The 21,510-nt window shown below is 59.7% G+C and carries 19 protein-coding genes; 4 read left to right on the top strand and 15 right to left on the bottom strand.

Features of this window, described 5'->3' with window-relative positions; all coding sequences use genetic code 11:
• The first annotated feature begins 130 nt into the window (after positions 1–130).
• Positions 131–1,996 (top strand): putative bifunctional diguanylate cyclase/phosphodiesterase, encoded by a 1,866-nt coding sequence (locus tag QC816_RS14675; RefSeq protein WP_085917587.1) that lies wholly within the window; start codon positions 131–133, stop codon positions 1,994–1,996.
• Here the strand turns inward: QC816_RS14675 and QC816_RS14670 are convergent.
• The 9 genes from QC816_RS14670 to QC816_RS14630 all read right to left on the bottom strand — a co-directional run bounded on the left by QC816_RS14670 (position 1,993) and on the right by QC816_RS14630 (position 10,873).
• Positions 1,993–2,523 (bottom strand): DUF2878 family protein, encoded by a 531-nt coding sequence (locus tag QC816_RS14670; RefSeq protein WP_199284433.1) that lies wholly within the window; start codon positions 2,521–2,523, stop codon positions 1,993–1,995. The genes QC816_RS14675 and QC816_RS14670 overlap by 4 nt on opposite strands.
• Positions 2,523–3,791: a class I SAM-dependent methyltransferase gene (locus tag QC816_RS14665; RefSeq protein WP_309782992.1), complete on the bottom strand. Its 1,269-nt coding sequence runs from the start codon at positions 3,789–3,791 to the stop codon at positions 2,523–2,525. The genes QC816_RS14670 and QC816_RS14665 overlap by 1 nt, the downstream gene beginning before the upstream one ends.
• A complete protein-coding gene (locus QC816_RS14660; protein ID WP_264825304.1) occupies positions 3,788–4,552 on the bottom strand; it encodes a DUF1365 domain-containing protein in 765 nt (254 codons plus the stop codon). The genes QC816_RS14665 and QC816_RS14660 overlap by 4 nt, the downstream gene beginning before the upstream one ends.
• Complete coding sequence (locus QC816_RS14655) at positions 4,549–5,898, bottom strand: NAD(P)/FAD-dependent oxidoreductase (RefSeq protein ID WP_199284434.1); 1,350 nt, start codon at positions 5,896–5,898, stop codon at positions 4,549–4,551. Before QC816_RS14655 ends, QC816_RS14660 begins: the two co-directional genes overlap by 4 nt.
• On the bottom strand, positions 5,898–6,677 hold the full coding sequence (locus QC816_RS14650) for an SDR family NAD(P)-dependent oxidoreductase (protein WP_199284435.1): 780 nt from the start codon (positions 6,675–6,677) through the stop codon (positions 5,898–5,900). Before QC816_RS14650 ends, QC816_RS14655 begins: the two co-directional genes overlap by 1 nt.
• Before the next feature lie 60 nt (positions 6,678–6,737).
• A complete protein-coding gene (locus QC816_RS14645; protein WP_085917593.1) occupies positions 6,738–7,169 on the bottom strand; it encodes a nuclear transport factor 2 family protein in 432 nt (143 codons plus the stop codon).
• A 39-nt stretch (positions 7,170–7,208) separates the two neighbouring features.
• The gene (gene phrB / locus QC816_RS14640; protein ID WP_085917594.1) at positions 7,209–8,621 is read right to left on the bottom strand and encodes a deoxyribodipyrimidine photo-lyase; all 1,413 of its coding nucleotides are present in this window, start codon (positions 8,619–8,621) and stop codon (positions 7,209–7,211) included.
• A gap of 66 nt (positions 8,622–8,687) precedes the next feature.
• Positions 8,688–9,608 carry a MerR family transcriptional regulator gene (locus QC816_RS14635; RefSeq protein WP_176243627.1) on the bottom strand — a complete coding sequence of 307 codons (921 nt, stop codon included), beginning with the start codon at positions 9,606–9,608 and terminating at the stop codon, positions 8,688–8,690.
• A gap of 182 nt (positions 9,609–9,790) precedes the next feature.
• On the bottom strand, positions 9,791–10,873 hold the full coding sequence (locus tag QC816_RS14630) for an NAD(P)/FAD-dependent oxidoreductase (RefSeq protein ID WP_309782988.1): 1,083 nt from the start codon (positions 10,871–10,873) through the stop codon (positions 9,791–9,793).
• Positions 10,874–11,033: 160 nt separating this feature from the next.
• On the opposite strand from QC816_RS14630, the gene QC816_RS14625 reads away from it, so the two are divergent.
• Positions 11,034–11,954, top strand: coding sequence for a TIGR01777 family oxidoreductase (locus tag QC816_RS14625; protein WP_309782986.1), 921 nt, complete (start codon positions 11,034–11,036; stop codon positions 11,952–11,954).
• On the opposite strand, the gene rapA is transcribed toward QC816_RS14625, so the two are convergent.
• Both rapA and QC816_RS14615 read right to left on the bottom strand, forming a co-directional pair.
• On the bottom strand, positions 11,951–14,896 hold the full coding sequence (gene rapA, locus QC816_RS14620; protein ID WP_309782984.1) for an RNA polymerase-associated protein RapA: 2,946 nt from the start codon (positions 14,894–14,896) through the stop codon (positions 11,951–11,953). The genes QC816_RS14625 and rapA overlap by 4 nt on opposite strands.
• 114 nt (positions 14,897–15,010) lie before the next feature.
• A complete protein-coding gene (locus QC816_RS14615) occupies positions 15,011–15,814 on the bottom strand; it encodes a redoxin family protein (protein ID WP_085917598.1) in 804 nt (267 codons plus the stop codon).
• A gap of 65 nt (positions 15,815–15,879) precedes the next feature.
• Here QC816_RS14615 and QC816_RS14610 point away from each other — a divergent pair, with 65 nt between their 5' ends.
• The gene (locus tag QC816_RS14610) at positions 15,880–16,116 is read left to right on the top strand and encodes a hypothetical protein (protein WP_199284438.1); all 237 of its coding nucleotides are present in this window, start codon (positions 15,880–15,882) and stop codon (positions 16,114–16,116) included.
• A 105-nt stretch (positions 16,117–16,221) separates the two neighbouring features.
• Complete coding sequence (locus tag QC816_RS14605; RefSeq protein ID WP_085917600.1) at positions 16,222–17,430, top strand: ABC transporter substrate-binding protein; 1,209 nt, start codon at positions 16,222–16,224, stop codon at positions 17,428–17,430.
• Between the two features lie 63 nt (positions 17,431–17,493).
• On the opposite strand, the gene QC816_RS14600 is transcribed toward QC816_RS14605, so the two are convergent.
• The 4 genes from QC816_RS14600 to QC816_RS14585 all read right to left on the bottom strand — a co-directional run bounded on the left by QC816_RS14600 (position 17,494) and on the right by QC816_RS14585 (position 21,368).
• On the bottom strand, positions 17,494–18,804 hold the full coding sequence (locus QC816_RS14600; protein WP_085917601.1) for a branched-chain amino acid ABC transporter permease: 1,311 nt from the start codon (positions 18,802–18,804) through the stop codon (positions 17,494–17,496).
• On the bottom strand, positions 18,804–19,805 hold the full coding sequence (locus tag QC816_RS14595; protein ID WP_085917602.1) for a branched-chain amino acid ABC transporter permease: 1,002 nt from the start codon (positions 19,803–19,805) through the stop codon (positions 18,804–18,806). The genes QC816_RS14600 and QC816_RS14595 overlap by 1 nt, the downstream gene beginning before the upstream one ends.
• Positions 19,806–19,821: 16 nt before the next feature.
• On the bottom strand, positions 19,822–20,526 hold the full coding sequence (locus QC816_RS14590) for an ABC transporter ATP-binding protein (protein WP_309782980.1): 705 nt from the start codon (positions 20,524–20,526) through the stop codon (positions 19,822–19,824).
• A gap of 71 nt (positions 20,527–20,597) precedes the next feature.
• Positions 20,598–21,368 (bottom strand): ABC transporter ATP-binding protein, encoded by a 771-nt coding sequence (locus tag QC816_RS14585; RefSeq protein WP_085917604.1) that lies wholly within the window; start codon positions 21,366–21,368, stop codon positions 20,598–20,600.
• Positions 21,369–21,510 lie beyond the last annotated feature (142 nt).

Here is a 21,510-nt window from a genome sequence, read left to right as displayed (position 1 = left end):
GTTTTGCACATTAAACGGCTTATTGACGTAAGATTGGCGTTCAGTCGCTTGTCAGGCGACGGTATGACGTCGATCTAATTCTTTTTGGGAGTAGCTCTGAGCCCGTTTTTATAGGATATCGTGAACAAGCATGTGGCTTCCCGTTTCCCTTAATCGTCCCTTAGTCTGGACAGCGCTGGTGGCATTACCCGCCTGCATCTGGATTCCGGATGTCGCGCTGCGCATGGTCGCGGCATCGATGGTGGCGCTCGGGCTTTGGGATGCATGGCGTCAGGTTGGTCACCAGCGCCTAAGGTTGCGCCTATCGCAGGATGCGATCGGTCTCGCCAATGATGCGATGGTCATCAGTGACATTGAGAATCGTGTCATTGCGGTTAACCCTGCGTTTACTGAAATTACCGGCTATGAAAGTCATGAAATTCTGGGGCTGAAGCTCGAAACGCTGGCAGCCCCGAGGCACGACAAAACGTTTTACCAGCATTTCTGGAGCACACTGAAAAGCACCGGGCGCTGGGAAGGCGAGATGTGGAACCGGCGCAAGCACGGCGATGAATACCCCGAGTGGCTCAAGGTGCGTGCCATCACCGATAAACGCGGCAAGATAACCCATTTCATTAGCCTTTTTGCCGATATTTCCGCCCAGAAAGCCCGTGAGCGCGACCTGCGTCGCATTGGCTATGAAGACCCGCTGACCGGGCTACCTAACCGGCGGCGCCTGCACGACCTGATGGAATCACGCCTGCGCGGTGTACGCGCGGGGGAAAGCCTGGATATTGCGCTGATCGATATTGATGGCCTGAAATCGGTGAACGACAGCATGGGCGTTGAGCAGGGTGATCGTTTGCTGGCGCGCTTTGCTCAGCGGTTGACGAGTTATATGGCAGGTAGCGTCGTCGGACGTCTAGGCGGCGATGAATTCATGGTCATTCGCACCACGACCTATGATGATCACGATAAGTGGGTCGCTAACTTACGCGACCACATGAGCAACCCGTTTGAGATTCTAGAGCAGTCGTTGCGTCTGGGTTTGACCATCGGCAGCTGTCGAGCGCCAGAAGATGGTCGTGACTCAGGCGTGCTGTTTCAACGGCTGGAGTCGGCGTTATACAACGCCAAGCGGCTTGGGCGTAACCACAGTCTGCGTTTTCGCCCTGCCCTGGACAAGCAGGACAATCCGCAATTGGCGCTGGTTAGCGACCTGCGCGCCGCCCTCGTCTCGGGAGACCAACTGGAACTGTACTTTCAGACCCAGCACCACCCTGGTACGGGCGAGCTGCTTGGCATGGAAGCGCTGCTGCGCTGGCAGCACCCTCGCGATGGAATGATATCGCCCGGTGAATTCATTCCCTTGGCCGAGCGCCACGGCCTGATGGCCGAACTGGGTAGCTGGGTGATTGAAAAGGCTTGCGCCCAGCAGGCGCACTGGGCCAATAATGGCATGCCGACGCTGACCATGTGGGTCAACATCTCGGCGCTGCAACTCTTTCATGGCGATCTGGAAACCCAACTGGCCACCTGCCTGAAACGCTACCGGATAACGCCTGGTCACATCGGTCTGGAGCTAACCGAATCGGTTCTTCTGGACGAGCGCGCGGGAGATATGGGGCCGCGCCTGAAAGCGCTACGCGCCCAAGGCTATGCTATTGCGATTGATGACTTCGGTACCGGCTATTCGTCGCTTGGCTACTTGAAGCGCTTGCCGGTGGACAAGATAAAACTCGACCGCGCTTTCATCCGGGAGCTGCCCGGTGATCAGGCCGATGCCGCCATTGTGAAGGCGGTCCTGTCGATGGCCAAGGGGCTGGAGCTTGATGTGATTGCTGAAGGCGTCGAAACCAAAGAACAGTGTGATTTCCTGGTTGATGCGGGCTGCCATATGGTGCAAGGGTTTTATTTCGCCCGTCCTCAACCCGCACACGAACTGGAGCAACGTTTGCTCCCCCAGTCACAGCCTGCAAAGTCACGCACCGGCAGCATGGCGAAAGCGGGTCCTTAGCGAACTGCAGTGGCAGCATGGCGATATTGCCAGCGCCGATAATAGCGGCAAACCCCCAGGCAGAGGAGTGCCCATACCAGCGCCTGGGCGGGTAGCAGCCAAGGCGCCAGGGTGACATCGGTGAGGGCGGCGCCCGCAAAATACGATAGTGGCCCGCCCAGCGCACCCAGCGCTGCTGCCAGCCAGGGCCATCGCCATAGCCAGGCAAGCGAATGATGCACCAGGGTGGCAAACAGTGGCCAGAGCATCCATAGCCATAATGGCAGCAAGCCGGCAATGAGCCGTTGATCGCCAAATATCAGCCCCCCTGCCAGCTGTAAGCCGCCGTCGACTGCGAGCCCTAACAAGGCAAAGCCCGCCACCAGGCGCCATTCGCCCGGTTTACCGACATACCTTAAATGCAGTGCAATCCAGGTGCTGCCAGCGATCGCTGCGACCCAGGAGCCTCCAAGCACGCATAGCGTCCAGATCACTTCAAAGCCGAGGGCATTGACGAGCACCGCCATCAAGCGCCGCCGTGCAAGCATTACAACCCTCCGGTCAAGGGCGCCGGTTTGGCAGCAGGCTTGGCCAGCAGCAGGTGGCAGGTGCCAATCGAACGCTCAAGGAAACCGCCTTCGCAGTAACAGAGATAATAACGCCACATGCGAATAAAGCGCTCGTCATAACCCAGCGCTTGAATATGTTCCAGATGGGCCTCGAAGCGGTGCCGCCATTCGCGCAGGGTGCGCGCGTAATGCTGGCCAATTTCATCGAGCGCAACCATGTTGAGCGAGGTCTTGCGCATCAAGCTGTTGGCAATGGCGTGGTGGGAAGGTAAAAAGCCACCGGGGAAAATATACCGCTTGATGAAGTCCATATCCCGCTTGGCACCATCAAAGCGCTGGTCGCGGATGGTAATTGCCTGGAGCATGGCTTGACCGTCGTCGGTCAACAGGCTGTCGACCTTGTGCAGGTAGGTATCCAGGTACTGATGGCCGACGGCTTCAATCATCTCGACGGAAATCAGCCGGTCAAAGCGTCCGGTCAGTTCGCGATAGTCCTGTTTCAGCAGTGTAACGCGTGCCTCCAGGCCTTCTTCCTTAATGCGGTTTGCGGTATAGGCGTACTGTTCTTCGGAAATGGTGGTTGTCGTCACACGGCAGCCGCGGGTCTTGGCCGCATGGATGGCCAGCCCGCCCCAGCCCGTGCCGATTTCCAGCAAATGGTGCTCGGGTTGCACGTCGAGCTTGTCGAGCATGACATCCAGCTTGTAGGTCGAGGCCTCTTCCAGACTGGCATCCGGATAGGGAAAAACGGCGCTGGAGTACATCCAGTGGTGCTTGTCGAGAAAGGTGGCAAACAGGTCGTTGCCAATATCATAGTGCGCGGCGATATTGCGCTTGGAACCGGTCAGGCTGTTGCGCTGAAAACGATGCACCAGGCCCATCAGCCAGCGTGCCATGCGCGCGCTGCCGTTCTCGAGATGCCCGTTGACCTGATCCAGGTTAATGGCAAACAGGCGCACCAGGGCGACCAGGTCATCGGCGTCCCAGTCGTTATCCATGTACGCCTCGGCGGCGCCCACGGTGCCGCCGAAAGCCAGCCGCTTCCAGGCGCGTGCGTGGCGGACGACGACGGTGACGTGAAGCTCGCCACCCTGGCCCAGATGGTGACATTGGTTGCCTTCAATCAGGGTGATGTGCCCGCCGGTAAAGGTGTCCAGCTGTGTGATCAACCGCTTTTTCAGCCAGCGGGTGACACGCCCCTGGGGGGCGGGTTGAATGTCAGGCGGCGTGGAACGCAGGGTCGTCATTTCGAGGTCTCCTTGCGCTTGGGATGGTTATAGACAGGGTTGCGCTTCAACCACAGCCGAAGCGCCTCAAAATGAATGCCGGTGATGGTTTTCAGACTTATCCATGGCTGGCGCGCCAAAGTGGTCAGCAATACCCTGGCGGTGGCGGGTGCCGCCTCCAGGGTCAAGGTGGCGTCGAAATGACGCTGCCCGGCCTGCCAGTTTTCCATGTGCAGTAATAACTGGTCGCCCGGTGTGTTAAATCGCCATCGATAAGTCATGTCCATGGGGTTAAAGGGTGAGACGTGCATGGCTTTAGCGAAGGTTGCGTGGTGGCTGTGGCGGTGGCTATCGACACGGCAGGCATAACAGGTGCGCTCACGCCAGGGCATATTGGTGACTTCGCCAAGCACCGCTGACAGTTGGCCTTGCCGGTCATAGGCGTAATACATCGAGATAGGATTGAACATGGCGCCCAGCGTTCGCAGTTGCGTCAACACGCAGATTCGGCCCTCAGGAGCGCTGCCCAGCTGGCGTGTCAGCTCCTCGCGCACGGCGGTGGCCAGCGGGCGATCCGTCGGGCCGAGATAATCTTCGCGGCGAAAGCGAGCCAGCGCCGCGCCTCTAGCGCTGAACCCCGGCACACCGTCAAACAGCGTCGGCAACTCGTCCAGGTCCAGCCAGGCCATCCATAGCTGGTAATCAAAACGGTGGGCATGAGGCGAGAAACGTCGGTGGCGCAGGGTGCCGCGATACACCCGTGAATGTGGCGTCGTTATCATCCCGCGTCACTCCCCTGGTGGGCGTCAAACAGTTCCGTGGTAGGCAGCGCCGTGGGGGTGGTAAACGGGGTGTATGCTTCGTCACAACCCAGCGAGCGGGCAACACGCAGGGCGCTCCAGACGCCGTCTTCATGAAAGCCGTTGCGCCAGTAGGCACCGCAGAAGTGCGTACGTCGGGCGGGGGATGAAATCTCGTCGTGACGCTGCTGAGCGGCGTGCCCCGCCAGGGTGAACTGCGGGTGAGCGTAGGTGTAGCGACCCAGCACCTTGGCGGGGTCAATGCTGTCTGAATCGTTGAGGGTGACGCAGAACGTGGTGTCCGCGTCCAGCCGCTGGAGAATGTTCATGTTGTAGGTGACCGAGACCCGCTCATCGGCGCCGCGACCGTCGAGGCGGTAATTCCAGCTGGCCCAGGCGCGTTGCCGACGCGGTAACAGCGACGTATCAGTGTGTAGTACCACCTCGTTGTCCTGATAAGGCATTGCGCCGAGAATCTCACTTTCAGCCTCGGTCGGGTCGTCCAGCATGGCCAGGGCCTGATCGGCGTGGCATGCCAGTACGACCTGATCAAAGCGTTGGGTGCCTTGAGCAGTGGTGATCATCACCCCGGTATCCGTGCGGGTAATGCCGGAAACCGGGGTGTTCAGATGAATACGGTCCGCATAGGGCGCGGTCAATCGTGGAATGTAGCGGCGTGAACCGCCCACCAAGGTGTACCACTGGGGACGGTGGTTGACCGATAGAAGCCCGTGGTTGCGGAAAAAACGGACAAAAAAAGTCAGCGGAAAGGATCGCAAGTCGCCAATGCTCGCCGACCAGATGGCCGCACCCATGGGCAGCAGGTAGCGCCGCTGGAAGGCCTGGCCGTAGCCGTGACGGTCCAGATAGTCGCCAAGCGTCATGTCCTGAGCAAGCCGACCGTTCTCCAGGTCCGCAGTGGCCTGCTTGTTGAAGCGCATGATATCGCCGAGTAAGCGATAAAAAGCTGGATTCAGCAGGTTTCGGCGTTGGGCAAACAGCGAGGTCAAGGTGTGGCCGTTGTATTCAAAGTCAACGCTGGTCTCGTGTACCGAAAAACTCATTTCGGTGGCCTGGCTGGGAACATCCAGGGCATCCAGCAGGCGCTGAAAATGCGGATAGGTCCAGTCGTTGAAGACGATGAAGCCGGTGTCGATGGCGTAAGGGCGACTGCCTACCTCGACATCCATGGTCGCGGTATGCCCGCCCAGGCGCGCGTCGGCTTCGAACAGCGTGACCTCGTGCTGGGCAGATAGGTACCATCCGGCCGCCATGCCGCTGATGCCGCTGCCGATAATGGCAATGCGTTGAGACGCCGTGTTGCTCATCAGGAAGCCTCTTGCCGGGTCATGCGCAGGCCGATCCGGCGACGCAGGGCTGGCGGCAGGATGCCGAGAAACTTGACCAGATAGGTAAAGCGGCGCGGAAAATGAATATCCAGATGGCCTTTGACCAGGCCGTTGATAATGGCCTCGGCGGCGGTGTCGGCGCTGACCTGCATGGGCATGGGGAAGTCATTGCGATCGGTCAGCGGCGTCTTGACGAAGCCTGGGTGAATCAGGCTGACGTCGATGCCTTCCTGGTCAAGGTCAAGGCGCAGCGATTCCAGGAAATAGCTGACGGCCGCCTTGGAGGCGCCATAGGCTTCAGCCCGGGGTAACGGCAGGTAGGCAGAAGCGCTCGAAGTGGCCGCAAGCCGGGCGGGCTTGCCTTCCTGGCGGGCGGCACGCAGTAAGGGGAGGGCCGCCTCGACGCCATACAGGGTGCCAAACAGGTTGGGGGTGAAAACACGTTCGATCAGGTCCATGTCAAACTGCTGGGCATCGAGATATTCACAGGTGCCTGCGTTGAGCAGAACGAGGTCCAGGGCGCCCAACAGTTCGCCGATCTGCTGGCCCGCCGCCAACACCGCATGGCGGTCGCTGACGTCGAGCGGCAGCGGGTGGGCGTTGGGGTGGTCCTGGCACAGCGCTTCCAGCGCCTCGTGGTTGCGGGCGCTGATTACGACCTGATGACCCTGGGCAATAAGCTTTCTGGCCAAGGCTTCGCCAATCCCCGAGGTCGCACCCGTCAGCCAGATACGCTGGGGGGTTGTCCATGTGCTCATCGAACCTCTCCTGTTACACCCTGTGGGCACCTCGGTCAGGTGCCCCAGGCAACGTAATGATTAATCAAGACGATGCTTTAACCAGCGAATTACCCGCCCCATTACCGGAAGGTGCTCATAGAGCATCGCCCCGGCGTCAAAGTAGTCTCTGTGTCGCGCTACACGTCCGTCGTCAGCAAATGTCAACGCACTGCATCCCTCTACCTTGATCGTACGTCCCCCTGACAGCTTTGGATGCACGAATGTCATGGTCCAGGTGACAAATGCCTGACTGCCCTGGCGCTGGCGCGTGTGATAAACGAATTGGCAATGCTCGACGTTTTCATACATCGCGGCAAAATAGCGCGACAGCGCGGGGCGACCTTCAACGTTATGCAGCGGGTCAGTGAAAATTATATCGTCAGTATATACTTCGTACAGCTTTTCTGTACAGGTATTGTCAAGTTTGTTGAAAAAGGCGCAAAAATCTTCCAGTGCCTTGTCCTGTGACATGAAGACTCCTGAAGTCGTTAGGCGGTTAGCGGGCCGGTATCAGTCTGACAGCGCCTTGAAGGCATCGAGTGCCCGTTGACGTGCTGCCTTGTGGTCGACAACGGGGGCGGGGTAGTCCAACTGGGTCAACAAGTCGCGTGGCGGTGCATGGCGGGCTTTGGCTGGCAAAGTGGCAAACTCGGGCAACCAGTAGGCAATAAACTCGCCGTGGGGGTCAAAGCGCGTGGATTGCGTGGTGGGATTGAAGATTCGGAAATACGGGGCCGCGTCGGTACCCGTTGAGGCCGCCCACTGCCAGCCGCCGTTATTGGCGCAAAATTCGCCATCGATCAGATGATGCAGAAAAAACGCTTCACCCTGCCGCCAGTCGATCAACAAGTGTTTGCTCAGGAACATCGCCGTCACCATTCGCAACCGATTATGCATCCAGCCGGTGGCGACGAGCTGGCGCATGGCGGCGTCTACCAGCGGGTAGCCGGTGCGTCCTTCGCACCAGGCACTAAAGGCGTCGGGGTCGTCGCGCCAGGCAAGTTTACGAGTGTGGGCCTGAAACGGCTGGTGGCGGCATACCTGAGGAAAGCCGACGGCCACGTGCTGGTAAAATTCCCGCCAGATAAGCTCGCTTACCCAGGCGGTCAGGCCTTTATCGCCATCGGCCAAATGTCCGCCATTCTCGCTCATGACGGCTTGCATGCATTGACGATAAGAAATCATTCCCAGCGCCAGATAGGGCGAAAGCTCGCTGGTGCCGCGCACCTTTGGGAAGTCCCGCTGATCGCTGTAGTGGTGGCCGCGGAAGCGTAAGAAGCGCTCCAGGCGGTCACTGGCGGCGTGCTCTCCTGCAGGCCACTGGTGTGCATCAACGGGGGAGCCATTGACGTCTGCCAGCGTAGGCAAGGGGTCGCTCTCGATACTTAGCGGCGATTGGGCGTCCGGGGTGTCGCGCAGTGTCAACTGGTCTGCCGTGATCTGCTTGTGCCAGGCCTTGGCAAACGGCGTGAACACGCCGTAATAGTCGCCCTTGCCGGTCAGCAACGTCCCGGGGGCAAAGGCCACCGCATCATGATGTCCTTGCGCGTCAATTCCTGCCTGCTTGAAGGACTCCATGACCGCCTGGTCGCGGCGCCGTTCGTTGAGGGGGTACTCGATGTTGAAATGCAACTGCTCAATCCGGTGCTGGCGGGCAATCTCCAGCAAGGTGGCGGGAGCATCGTCAAACGATGCGATATCCCGGTGCAGGAGCGGAATATTCAGTCCATCAAGTGCCTCTTTGAGGGCAGTAACGCCACGTGCCCAGAAGTCGATCTTGTTAATACCATGGCCATGCGCCTGCCACTGGGCCACTGAGCGAAGAAACACGGCAACGACCGGCCCTTTTGCAGCGGCGGCGGCAAGCGCGGTGTTATCGTGGATGCGCAGGTCACTACGCAGCCAAACCAACTGTCGAGACATGGGAACTCCTGCAGGGCGATGGTCAAGCGGGTAGCCACCGCCGCAGCGGCGGTGTCACTCAGTTTGTCAAAGGACGCCTGATTCGCGCAGCAACGGGCGCAAGCGGGCGATGGCTTGAGGGAGGTCATCGCCCAGCATATGCACGGAGGTGTCGCGCAAGTCGGCGTCGCGCAGGCGGGCGACTTCACCGCAGACGCCGATGGGCACATTTAACGTGGCGGCGGCATCCGGCAGCGACTGGCGAATATAGTGGTCGTCTTCCCGCTGGCCGCTGGACAGCAGCACCATCGAAGAATGCAGGCGGGCAACGGCTTGGGGTAGGTCTTCAAGCGGCAAGGAGTGATCCAGCAGCTGCACACGGTAACCCTGTTCGCTGGCCATCAACGCTGCCATCAGAACCCACAGGGGGCCTGGGTCGTCGGGCATGACATTAAGCAGGATCAACGGGCCGCGGGTGGCTTGGTTGGCATAATGCAGGCGAATTCCCACCTGACTGCGCAGGAAGGCTTCGAAGGTGCGGCGGACAAGGGCATCAGGCTGCACTGCCCACTTGGCTTCCAGCGTCAGCACCACCGGCTGCCACAGTTCGTTGATAGCGGTACTCAGCGGATAGAGGGCCAGGCTCTGGTGGTAGAAGGCTTCCAGTTTGGGTAGATCCAGCGCTTCGATGACCGCCTGCAACTGCTGACGCTGGCTTACCCAATCGCCGGCATCGGGCACCGGGGCCTCAACGGTGTCGGGTTGGTCGAGCAGGTCCGCGACCTGGCTGACCGGAACGCCGCGGTTGAGCCACTGAAGAATGCGCTCGATGCGTGTGATGTCGTCCTGGGCATACAGCCGGTGGCCCTTGGGGGTGCGTTTGGGGCATATCAAACCGTAACGTCGCTCCCAGGCGCGCAGGGTAACCGAGTTTACGCCCGTCAGACGGGAAACTTCCCGAATAGGATAAAGTGGGGTATCGGGTGGGTGGGTCGCCTTATTATTCATGGGCGCCATTGCCTCTTCGTTGTCTGCGGAGCCAAGCCGCATGGGCCTATCGTAGTTTGCTGCGGCGGGCGATGTGGTTTGCTATCCATAGCAATTACCTAATATCTAATTAACCGATCAACAATCTTGAATAACTAACGTTCCTTTGTACAACTTGTAGCCTCAAGGTACAACCTTTGGATTCACTTGTTGGAGTGTGATGATGAGGCTCTGTTATGTACCGACCGATCTATTAACGCCTGGGCTGATTGCGTTCCAGAGACCCATGCCGATTCCACACGGCTGGCCGTGAAACTGTCACCGCACATAGCCAGGCCGCTGTCGCTGTATAGGTATAGCTGGTCATCGGCAGTGCTTGGCTGAGCATAACGCCAACGGTGTGCGCTGCTGGTAACCCGCAACGGTAACGGCGTGTCAGCCGGAAAAAGCGTCGTAAAGGCCGCCCACAGTGACTCAGCAACCGCTTGTGGGTCATCTTCCAGGTGGGTCTCGCTCCAGTCCAGATGGGCCATCAGGCTGAGGCTTTCAGGCTGATGCTCGCGACCCGGCTTGGTCTGGTTACGCGACACCAGGCGCAGCGCGGGGTGCTCAATACGGGCCATCTGCCAGTCGCTCTGACTGCCTGGTGGAGTGGGTAGGGGGCCATCCAGCACCGCCCAGGCCGCCCAGCAGCTGCGCTGCTCACGTGCTTGGCATGCCTCAGCCAGTGTCGTCTCCCAGGGCGCCACCAGTGGTAATGCCTGTGGCGGTGGAGTGGTCAAGACGACGTGGTCGAACGGCCCGTAACCACGCCCCTGTGCATCTTGAAGCTGCCAGCCTTTGAGTGAGCGGTGCAGCGCCTCGATGCGCGTTGCAAGTTGCAGGGCCGTTTGGGGGTGGGCCTGGAACCTAGCTGCCAGGTGGCGGGTTATAGCGCTCATTCGGGGTGCCCCGGTGTAGCGGGGGCGTGAGTCATGATGCAGTTGCCAGCCGTTTGGACTAGCTTGATAGCTGACGATCGGCCAGCGAGCGACGAGCCCTGACGCAAGCCAGTCAGCAACAGCGTCCCTGAAGGCTGGATCGCGAGCGGTAAATGCTTGGGCACCCAGATCAAGCTGAGCCTGATCGAGGCGCTTGGTCGACATGCGTCCGCCTGGGCCACGGGCTTTATCAAATACCGTCACCGCCACACCGTGTTCTACCAACCGGTTGGCGCAGGCCAGTCCCGTTATGCCAGCACCGATAATGGCGACGTTTGAGAGAGAAGGAGAGGTGACGGTTGTCATGGCGACCTGTTGGGTAATCGGCCCAGCACGATGTGATGTATAGAGTTCACATATATTTATGTACGGATCATTTTATAAGTAATAGTCTTGTATAAATAAATCGAAATGTAAACCTTAATAAAGAGCGTAGCTTGCTCATCGATATCAAAGGGAGAAGCACATGCGTGTACTAGTGACCGGCGGCAGTGGTTTTGTCGGCCAGCGACTCTGCCCGGCGTTGATAGCGCAGGGACATGAGGTGCTGGTGGTTTCCCGTACGCCCCATAAAGTACGCGAGCGTCTTCCCCGCGAATGTGACATCCGTGACAGCGCCCAGGCGTTCATCGATAGCCCGCCGGATGCACTGGTTAACCTGGCGGGGGAGTCAATTGCGGCCAAGCGCTGGAGCGACAGCCAGAAAAAGCGGCTGACTCGCTCGAGGATCGAGATGACCGAGCAACTCGTCTCGCTTTGCGAGCAGCTGGGCGAGAACGGCCAGCCGCTGCCCAAGGTGCTGATCAGTGGTTCCGCGATGGGCTATTACGGTGATCAAGGCGATAAGCGCGTCACCGAAGACACCTCGCCCCACGATGAGTTTGCCCACCGGCTATGCGCGGAATGGGAAGCCGCGGCGAAGCCCATTGAGAACATGGGCGTGCGCCTGGCGATTTTACGTATCGGGCTGGTATTGGGTGCGGGCGGCGGCACCCTGCAAAAGATGCTACCGCCGTTCAAGCTGGGGCTGGGGGGCCGTTTTGGCGATGGCAGGCAGTTCATGCCCTGGATCCATCGCGACGACCTGGTCGAGGCGATCATGTTCCTGCTCAATGATGCCTCGCTATCCGGCGCCTTCAACGGCAGTGCGCCGCATCCTGTGACCAATGCCGAGTTTACCCGGACACTGGCCAGGCAACTGCACCGCCCGGCGGTATTGCCGGTGCCTGCCTGCGTGTTGAAAGCGGGGTTGGGTGAGATGTCTCAGCTGCTGCTGACCGGTGCCGATATGCGCCCCGAGCGCCTTGAGGCAGCGGGGTTTCGCTTTCAATACCCCACGCTGGAAAAGGCGCTCGCCGCTATCCTTTCGCCTGAGCGGAGTGCTTAGGCATTGGGGTCAACGGTGATAATCACCCGCACGGCGTCGAGCCGCAGACGGGTGTTTTCAATCGCGTCACTGAGGGCCTGGCGTTCCTTTTTCAGGGCGTCGAGCTCCTCGCTGCGTACTGACGGGTTGTGTTCCGCCAGCGCCCCCAGACGGGCAAGTTCTGCGTCCAACTGGGTGCGCATGCGTGCCTCGGCGGCTTCAACGATGCTGGGTAGTTCTCGTTCGGCTTCACCCTCTCCTTGCCTGAGCAGACCGCGAAGTTCGTCGTGACGGCTCTTGATCAGGTCCCGTGCCATGGATTTATTGACCTTCTGCAGGTTTTTACCCAGCCCGGTGAAGGAAATCTTGTCGGTCAGGTTGGCCCCCGACTCGTCAAGCAATACGCGGACGGCCGTCGGCGGCAGAAACCGGTTCAGGTGCAGCGATGTGGGCGCTGGGCAATGGGTGCGGAATATCAGCTCGGTCATCAGTCGGCCGCTGGGGATTGCCGGGTGACCCAGCAATGCCAGTGCCGTGTTACCCATGGTGCCGTCAATGATGCGCCCCATCATTTCGCGCAGCAGCGGGTGTTCCCAGGAAAGCCGCTGAACGTCATCGCGGGCGAGTGCCTGATGGCGATCAAAGGTAGCCGAAAACCCTTCTTCGCCTTTTACCAGCCCAGGCAGGCCGTCCAGCATGTGCTGTCCCGGCTGGAGGTGTAGCAGCCCGTTGCCGATCTCCTGGCTATCCACGCCAAACACATCCAACGCGCGCTCTACGTAGCGCGGCAGGGCGCTGTCGTCGTCCAGCTCGCGCACGGCTTCGACTACCTGCTGGGCGCGCACAGGGCGGCAGGCATTGAGCTCCAGCAGGCGGTTACGGCCTGCATCCCGCTCGGCTAATTTGGCGACAAACAGCTCACGGGTCTCGCTGATGATTTCATCCAGCATCTCGTCGTCGAGCAGTGCATCGGCCAGGGCATCGCCAAAGGCGTCAAACAGGTCACTGCCAATACCGTGGGGCGCGCTGAAGGCATCCATGCCTTCGTGATACCAGCGCATCAGGCGTTCGCCGGGACTGCCGGTAAACGTCGGTATGTGCATCTCGATCGCGTGGCGCTGGCCGATCCTGTCAAGGCGGCCAATGCGTTGTTCTAACTGGTCGGGATGCTGGGGCATGTCAAACATGACCAGGTGACGGCAGAACTGGAAGTTGCGCCCTTCGGAGCCGATTTCAGAGCACACCAGCACCTGGCAGCCGTCTTCTTCATCGGCAAACGCCGCGGCGGCACGGTCGCGTTCGACCAGCGACAGGCCCTCGTGAAACACCGGGGCATGGTAGCCGCCCAGCACGCGGAGACCTTCGGCCAGGCCTTCAGCGGTGTCGCGGTGATGGGCAATCACCAACACCTTATCGTTGGCAAAACCGGCGGCGCTGTCGTCGCTGAGTTTTTCCAGCAGCCAGTTAACCCGCGGGTCGATATGCCACCAGGGTTCGCCGTGAAGCGGATCGTTACTCAACTCGCGGTAAGCGGCATCCGGATAGATCAGCACGTCCGGATGATCCATGCCGGTCTCGATCAGCAGTTCGTCGAGGTAGTCGTCGTCGCGTTCCAGGCGTCGCTGCATGCGGCGATAGGCCGACGGCAATGCTAGCGCGTCAAGGTGCAGGCGGCGCTCGGGGAAACCGCCCACATGGCGGCGGCTATTGCGAAACATCACCCGCCCGGTGCCGTGGCGGTCAAGCAGGGCGTCGCGCAGTTGGGCGCGGGCAGCGTCCTGCTGGTCGGTGCTGGCCTCAGGATTGCACAGGGTGGCAAGCAGGGCCCGGCTATCGCGGTCGTCGGCCACGGCGTCGACGTGGACACGGGCGTCAGGCGTGTCGGGTAATGCCTCGAGCGCTTCAATGGCGCTGGCCACTTCACCGTAGTGACGTTCTTCGTCTTTGAAGCGCGCCAGGTCGTGGTAGCGTTCTGGATCGAGCAGCCGCAAACGGGCAAAGTGGCTTTCTATGCCCATCTGCTCGGGCGTGGCGGTGAGCAGCAACAGGCTGGGGATATCGCGTGCCAGCTGCTCGACGCACTGATAGCCGGGGCCGCTACCCTCGCTGCTCCAGTCAAGATGGTGGGCTTCGTCAACAATCAGCAGGTCAAAGTGGCTGGCCAGCGCCTGTTCCTGGCGGTGGGTATTGGCAAACAGCCAGCCCTGGCTTGCCAGTACCAGCTGAGCGCTTTCAAACGGGTTGGCGCTGCCGTGAGCCTGACTCTGGGTCTCATCCAACAGGGTAACGTTGAGCGAGAAGCGGCGCAGCAACTCGACCAGCCACTGATGGGTCAGGCTATCCGGCACCAGAATCAGGGCTCGCTCGGCGCGTCCGGTCAGCAGCAGGCGGTGCAATATCAGCCCCGCTTCAATGGTTTTGCCGAGCCCGACTTCGTCTGCCAGCAGGACGCGCGGCGCATGGCGCCGGGCGACTTCATCGGCAATATACAGCTGGTGTGGCACCAGGTCGATTCGCGGCCCGGCAAAGCCCAGCGCGCTGTGCTGTTCGATACGCTGGTGGTGATGCAGGGTGCGAAAGCGCAGGTCGAACCAGTCGTTGCGGTCGACCTGGCCGGTAAGCAGCCGGTCGCGAGCCTGGTCGAACTGCATGGTGTCGGCGAGCTTGGCTTCCGGCAGTTCGCGCCGTTGTCCCTGGTTGTCTTCGCCTGTATAGGTGATCAAGCCGTTAGACGTTTGGCTGTCATCGACGATCATCTGCCAGCCATCAGCCGACTGGATGCGGTCGCCGGTGCCGAACATGACGCGGGTCAGCGGGGCCTGGCGGGTATTGTAGGTGCGGGTTTCCTGGCTGGCACTGAACAAGATGGTAACGCTACGGGTGTCGCAGTTAAGCACGGTACCGAGCCCAAGCTCGGCTTCTCCGTCACTAATCCAGCGTTGGCCGGGGGAAAAATCGCTCATGATGCCTCAAGGAAGTCTGCGAAACGGGGCGTACGTGGCCGGTCACGATGACCGGCCACAAACAGGGCGAGGGATTCTAACGCAAAGGCGCTGGGGGATTAAGGTGTATCGTCGTCAATCTTCGAGCCAACGGTCCAGATGGGCCTGGGTGAGTTCGCCCACATGAATATCCAGGGTGTTGCCGTCGCCGTCGAACAACACCGTCGTGGGTAACCCGGGGGCCTCGACGAGCGACATCAGCATTTGGTTGGGGTCGCGAAGGGCGTAGCGAAAGCGCAGCGATTGTTCATCCAGGTAGCGCACAATGGGCAGCAGGTCCTCGCCCTGGTTGGCGACCACGACAGCGACGCCTTCGCGCTGGTCGGCATCTTCAAGCAGCGGCATTTCGCGTAGGCAAGGCGGGCACCAGGTGGCCCAAAGATTGACGATGACCCTGTCGTGGTCGTCCGCCAAAGAGGGAAGATGCACCGGGGTGCCATCAATATCTTCCAGGGTAATGTCGGGCAGGCTTTTCAAGCTCATGTCGCTGCCCAGCGGGGCAAGCGTTACCAGCACCAGCCACAGGCTTGAGGCCCCGATCAGCAGCGCCATGGCGCCGCCCATGGCAATCAGCCGTGAGCGCAGCGACCAGATTGTCCACAACAGGCCTGCTGCCATGCCCCAAAGTCCTTGGTAACCAGGTTTCCAGAGCTTAAGTGTCTCCAGTGGGGCGGTACTGTAGCTTTCGATATGCAGGGCGACATGACCGAAGCGAGCCGCGATCAGCCAGATGACCAAAAGACCCAAAAACCAGCGTTGGTGGCGGCGGTGGGGCAGCCCCAGCAAATAGCGCGTGCTGACCAGCAATGCCAGCGCGCAGGCAATGGCGTAAAGGCGGGGCAGCGAAATCAGCAGCGGGCCAAGGGTGATGGCGTTCATGGTTTTCCCGTTTAGCAGTTACACTGATGCACCATATCATGCGAGTTGAAAATTACGGAGACGTTATGCCCCCACCCGCTTTTGATAGGCTGCGCGCGCTAGCGATCGGCTCCCAGGCAATTGGCCTGACACTGATTATCACGTTGGAGACGGTAATGGGTAACGCGGCCCGTCCCTGGCAGGGCGTCGTGTTGGCTGCCATGCTGGCGACGGCGCTGACGATTGCACTGATGCGGCTTTATCGACGCAACCTGGCTCGCAAGCGCTGGGCTGAGCGCGTCAAGGATGATCGCGACGGCTAGCGTTGGAAAACGTTGCTTGTATTTTTAGCGTTCCAGTTCCAGATTAAGAGCAGACCCCAGCGCGAGACGATGGGGCGCTAAATCCTACAGGGAGCGATTGATAACATGATGAATAAACGCATAATTGCCACGGCCGTGGCCGTTTCTTCACTGGCATTGGCAGGTGCGGCCCAGGCTCAGGTCAAGGTGGGCTTTTTGGGGGGCTTTACCGGGGGGATCGAGAGCCTGACACCGCCAATCTTTGACGGTGCGCAGTTGGCGGTCAAGCAGATCAATGAACAGGGCGGTCTTCTGGGCGGCCAGACGCTGGAAATGCCGTCGGGCGATACCACCTGTTCTGATGCATCGGCCGCCTCGAATTCGGCGGACCGTATGGTCAATTCCGAAGATGTCACCGCCATCGTCGGTGCGCTGTGTACCGGTGCCACCATTGCCGCGGCCAATAATGCAGCGATCCCCGGCGGTGTGCTCATGGTATCCCCCGCTTCTACCGCGCCGGCGGTCTCCGAGCTTGACGATAATGATCTGGTGTTCCGCACCGTGCCTTCTGATGCCTTCCAGGGCGAAATGCTGGCTAAGCTTCTGATCGATAAAGGCATCGAAGAAGTCGCCGTGACCTTCGTCAATAACGACTATGGACAGGGGCTATCCGACGCCTTTACCACCACCTTTGAAGCGGAAGGTGGTAGCGTGGTGGAAAGCCTCGCCCACGAAGACAATCGTGCCGACTACCGCTCTGAACTGGGCATATTGTCGTCGACCGGTGTACAAACGTTAGTGGTACTGGCCTATGCCGATACATCGGGCCAGACCGTGCTGCGCCAGGCGGCAGAAAGCGGTGTATTCACCCAGTACGTCGGTGCTGACGGCATGGTGGGCAACAGCCTCGTCGAAGCCGTAGGCGCTGGTGTGCTTGAGGGCATGATCGCAACCCGCCCAGGCAGCCCGGCACTGCCCGGCACGGATATCTTCATTGAAGCCGCCGAAGCTGAAGGAATCGACCCTGAAGCGGTATTTGCCGCCCAGGCCTATGATGCGGCGTTTCTGGTGGCATTGGCCATCGAGCAGAACGGTAACGCCGAGCGTGAAGGGTTATCAGAGGCATTGCGCTCGGTGGCGACAGCACCCGGTGAAACCATTTTGCCCGGCGAGTGGGAGAAGGCCGTGGAGCTGATTGCCCAGGGAGAAGAGATTAACTACGAAGGTGCTTCAGGCAGCCATGAGTTCAACGAAAGCGGCGACGTGCCCGGTATCGTTGTGGAAATGACCGTTGAAGACGGCGAGTTCAAACGGGTAGGCGAACTCGCCGACTAGCCGTCAGCGGCGTCAACTGAGCCACATCCACCGCCCCGGCCAGTCGCTGGGGCGGTTTTTTGTTCAGTCGTGGTACTTGACGCGCTCTGGCAGCAGTCCCTTAGGCGCGAAGCGCAATACCAGCGTTACCAGTACACCAATCACCAAGACCCTTGCCTGGAGGGCGCGACTGTCGATGTTGGCAGGGGCCTGCCAGTCGAAGGCAACGTTACCGAAAGCCACGGCGAGGTCCATCAGGTACAGCGCCAGTGGTTCCGACATGATCCAGATGATATATACGGCGACGGCGCCAAAAATGGTGCCCAGATTGTTGCCTGGTCCACCCAGAATCACCATGACCAGAACCAGAAAGGTATGGTTGAGCGGCAGGTAACCGTTGGGGTCAAACAAGCTGTTGAAGCTGGCTAGCATCCCGCCGCCGATGCCCATCAGGATACAGCCGAGGACGAAAATCTCGAGGCGCCGCTTGTTGATATCCTTGCCCATGGCCGCCGACGATATCTCGTTGTCGCGAATGGCGCGGATCATACGCCCCCAGGGGGCATGGTAAGCCTGATGGAGCAGAAAGAAGATCCCGGCAATGATCACCGCCGTCAGCGACAGGTATATCGCCCGGGAAAGGGTAAACCCCAATTCTGCCGGCCCGGGCGTTGGCCAGGGCAGTGGCGAAACCGTCGCGGTGCCGCGGGTCAGCCAGTCTGAGTTTTTCAGGAATGCCTTGATGATCTCGGCGATACCCAGTGTGGCGATGGCCAGATAGTCGCTGCGCAGGCCAAGGCAAACATGGCCGATGAAGTAGCCCACGACGCCTGCCAGCGCACCGCCAAAGATCCAGCCGAGCCAGGGCGGCAAGCCAAGCCCGCCGACGAAGTCTGCCTGGGACTCAATATCCGCGGTGACGTCGCGCAACAAACTGATGACCACCATATACAGAACGATGGCGAGCAGCACAGCGAATACGGTACGCACCCGTTTGGGAACGCCCAGCCGGGTGAGCTTGGTGGCGGCCACGACCAGCAGTGTGGCCCCAATGGCATACAGCAATACCTTGCCAAGCTCGGCAGGCAGTTCGCTGTTCCAGAAAGCGTCGTTGACCGGCACGCTGAACAACATGGCGCTGACACCGCCCAGGGCGACAAAACCCATGACACCAGCATTGAATTGGCCCGCATAGCCCCATTGAATGGTCAGCCCCAGCGCCAGCACGGCGTAACACGCCGCTTCGACCAGCATGCGGGTACTGTAGGCGGCCCCCATCGCCGCATAAACGCCGACAATGGTCAACAATAGTGCGCCGAACAGGCAAAGTTCGCGTAGCGGCAGCCGCGACGCCTTGGGCGTTGCATCCTGCGGGGTGTAGTTATTATCAGCCATCAGATCACCTTGCCTTTAAAGATGCCGGTGGGTCGCCAAACGAGGATGGCGACCAGAATGAAAAACGGCACGACGATTTTATATTCGGTCCCCACGAAGGCTAAGTTGGACGGCAGCTCGAGCCAGGTGGGCAGGCTATCGCGGAAGGGGCGCAGCAACACGGCCCAGTTGAACACCGCCAGGGTTTCAGCAAAAGCGACCACGAAGCCCCCGGCGACCGCGCCATAGGGGTGGCCGACGCCGCCGACGATGGCGGCGGCGAAAATGGGTAGCAGCAGGAAGAAGCTCAGGTCGGGCTTGAACGTCACGTCCAGCGACAGCAGCGTGCCGGCAATGGCGGCAAGCCCGCCGGCAATCACCCAGGTGACGGCGACGATGGTGTTGGTGTTGATGCCCGAAGCCTGGGCCAGTTCGGGGTTATCGGACATTGCCCGCATGGCTTTACCGAGCCGCGAGCGGCTTAAAAACAGGTGCAGGGCGATCACCGCCACCAGGGTGATCACGAATAGATAAATTTGCGGCTCGGTAATCACGATCGGTACACGAACGTTTTCAAACGGCAGCATGCGAAAAATCGCCTTGCGATCGTCAACGTACAAGCCTTGGCCGCCTGTCCCTGAGAACAAGCGAATCAGGCCCTGTAGAATCAAGGTGACCCCCAGCGAGGCGATGACCATGACGATGGGCTTCACCCCGTGAGCGCGCAGCGGCTTGTAAAACGCTTTATCAATACCCACTGCCAGGAAGGCGGTCAGCAGCATGGCAATAGGCAACATGACGATTGCCGTGGGTACGCCGATGCTGATGCCGACGCCAGGAAATGCGGTGGTGAGCAGCAACACCATGAAGGCGCCAAAGGTCATCACGTCGGCGTGGGCAAAATGAGCAAAGCGCATGATGCTGAAAATCAACGTGACGCCGATCGCCCCAATGGCGTAGATGGCGCCTGTCACGCTACCGGCGATCACGACGTTGTTAACAAAGAAAACCAGTTCATTCACGTTATTGTCCCCTGGACTATCCGCCCAAAAAGCTTTTTGCCACGTCCGGGTCGGCAAGCAGTGCCGCGCCGGTATCGGTGAAGCGGTTTTGGCCTGCTGCCAACACAAAGCCCTTATCTGCAATGGCCAGTGCTTGCTTGGCGTTTTGTTCGACCATCAGAATGCCTACCCCAGCCGCGTTAATATGCTTAACGCGGTCAAAAATCTCGTTCATGTAGAGCGGGGAAAGCCCGGCGGTGGGTTCATCGAGCAGCAGCAAGCTGGGTTCGGCCATGAGCGCGCGGCCCATGGCGACCATCTGGCGCTGCCCTCCGGATAGCTCCCCCGCCGGCTGATGACGCTTTTCCTGCAGGGGCGGAAAGAACTCGTAAACCTGACCCAGCATGCGTTTCACGTTCTGCGGCTTCAGAAAGGCTCCCATCTCCAGGTTTTCCTGCACGGTGAGGCTCGGGAAAACGTTCTTTTCCTGAGGGACAAAGCCCATACCGAGCTCAACCAACTGGTGGGGGGGTAAATTTTGGATGGGCTTGCCATGGAGCAGAATGTCACCCTGATTGACGTGCAGAAGCCCGAAGATCGCTTTCAGCAGCGTCGATTTACCCGCCCCGTTCGGTCCTACAATCACCCCGACTTCGTCAGCTTCCAGGGACATGTCCACCCCATTGAGGATATTCATGCCGCCATAGCCGCCATAAACGTCGCGCGCTTCGATTAAAGGCATGGTGGAAAAGTCTCTTGTTGATTGCCAACTGATTGCTTGTGGCATTTAAATAAGCTCGTCGCCTTCATCCGTCACGCTGCTCCGGCACCGAAATAGGCCTCAATGACCTCGGGATTGTTCTGGATATCCTGGATGTGACCTTCAACCATGACCTGACCCTGGGCAAGCACGATGACCGGATCGCAAAGCCGGGCGATCATGTCCATGTCGTGTTCTATAACCAGGAAGGTATAGCCCATTTCGCGATTGAGTCGTTCGATATTGCCTATCAGGTCGCCGAGCAGGGTACGGTTGACGCCAGCGGCGATTTCATCGAGCAGCACGATCTTGGCGTTGGTCATCATCGTGCGGCCCAGTTCCAGCAGTTTCTTCTGGCCGCCGGACAGGTTGCCAGCCAGCTCATTGCGCACATGGTGAAGGCCGATAAAGTCGATCACCTCAAGCGCGCGTCGGCGCACTTCGGCTTCCTCGCGGCGCACCAGACCGGGTTTGAACCAGGTCGTGAACAGGTTTTCCCCGGCCTGCGCCGGGGGGACCATCATCAGGTTTTCCAGAGCACTCATGTGGGTGAATTCATGGGCAATCTGGAAGGTGCGCAGCAGGCCTTTATGAAAGCGCTGATCCGCGCTGAGCGCGGTAATATCGTCGCCTTCCAGCAGGATACGCCCGCTGTCGGGCTGTAACGCGCCGGCCATCAAGTTGAATAACGTCGACTTGCCCGCGCCGTTAGGGCCGATCATGCCGGTAATCGAGCCTTTCTCGACGTGGATAGAACAGTCGTTGATGACCTGCAGGCCACCAAAGGCCTTGTTGACCTGTTGAACCTCGATAAGCGGGGTCATGGGTTTCCTTGACGGCAGTGATGATCAAAACGTTTGTATGAATTCGATAATAAAATGATTTCCCGTGTCGGGGATACCGCTACTTTGCGCTACACCGCAGCGGCTTTCCAGCGAGTAACCGTTAAGGTTGCGTTGGGGGAAC

Source organism: Vreelandella janggokensis, assembly GCF_031451615.1.
Classification (GTDB): Bacteria; Pseudomonadota; Gammaproteobacteria; order Pseudomonadales; family Halomonadaceae; genus Vreelandella; species Vreelandella janggokensis.
The sequence above is the reverse complement of the archived record's forward strand: the minus strand, read 5'-3'. Positions and strand labels throughout refer to the sequence as shown.

Excerpts from the sequence above, each read along its gene's own strand:
- rapA (WP_309782984.1), bottom strand. The coding sequence starts at position 14,896 with ATGAGCGATTTTTCCCCCGGCCAACGCTGGATTAGTGACGGAGAAGCC.
- QC816_RS14645 (WP_085917593.1), bottom strand. The coding sequence starts at position 7,169 with ATGTCACAGGACAAGGCACTGGAAGATTTTTGCGCCTTTTTCAACAAA.
- QC816_RS14630 (WP_309782988.1), bottom strand. The coding sequence starts at position 10,873 with ATGACAACCGTCACCTCTCCTTCTCTCTCAAACGTCGCCATTATCGGT.
- QC816_RS14675 (WP_085917587.1), top strand. The coding sequence starts at position 131 with ATGTGGCTTCCCGTTTCCCTTAATCGTCCCTTAGTCTGGACAGCGCTG.
- QC816_RS14650 (WP_199284435.1), bottom strand. The coding sequence starts at position 6,677 with ATGAGCACATGGACAACCCCCCAGCGTATCTGGCTGACGGGTGCGACC.
- QC816_RS14625 (WP_309782986.1), top strand. The coding sequence starts at position 11,034 with ATGCGTGTACTAGTGACCGGCGGCAGTGGTTTTGTCGGCCAGCGACTC.
- QC816_RS14665 (WP_309782992.1), bottom strand. The coding sequence starts at position 3,791 with ATGACGACCCTGCGTTCCACGCCGCCTGACATTCAACCCGCCCCCCAG.
- QC816_RS14655 (WP_199284434.1), bottom strand. The coding sequence starts at position 5,898 with ATGAGCAACACGGCGTCTCAACGCATTGCCATTATCGGCAGCGGCATC.
- QC816_RS14585 (WP_085917604.1), bottom strand. The coding sequence starts at position 21,368 with ATGACCCCGCTTATCGAGGTTCAACAGGTCAACAAGGCCTTTGGTGGC.
- phrB (WP_085917594.1), bottom strand. The coding sequence starts at position 8,621 with ATGTCTCGACAGTTGGTTTGGCTGCGTAGTGACCTGCGCATCCACGAT.
- QC816_RS14600 (WP_085917601.1), bottom strand. The coding sequence starts at position 18,804 with ATGGCTGATAATAACTACACCCCGCAGGATGCAACGCCCAAGGCGTCG.
- QC816_RS14610 (WP_199284438.1), top strand. The coding sequence starts at position 15,880 with ATGCCCCCACCCGCTTTTGATAGGCTGCGCGCGCTAGCGATCGGCTCC.
- QC816_RS14660 (WP_264825304.1), bottom strand. The coding sequence starts at position 4,552 with ATGATAACGACGCCACATTCACGGGTGTATCGCGGCACCCTGCGCCAC.
- QC816_RS14605 (WP_085917600.1), top strand. The coding sequence starts at position 16,222 with ATGATGAATAAACGCATAATTGCCACGGCCGTGGCCGTTTCTTCACTG.
- QC816_RS14635 (WP_176243627.1), bottom strand. The coding sequence starts at position 9,608 with ATGAATAATAAGGCGACCCACCCACCCGATACCCCACTTTATCCTATT.
- QC816_RS14670 (WP_199284433.1), bottom strand. The coding sequence starts at position 2,523 with ATGCTTGCACGGCGGCGCTTGATGGCGGTGCTCGTCAATGCCCTCGGC.
- QC816_RS14590 (WP_309782980.1), bottom strand. The coding sequence starts at position 20,526 with ATGCCTTTAATCGAAGCGCGCGACGTTTATGGCGGCTATGGCGGCATG.
- QC816_RS14615 (WP_085917598.1), bottom strand. The coding sequence starts at position 15,814 with ATGAACGCCATCACCCTTGGCCCGCTGCTGATTTCGCTGCCCCGCCTT.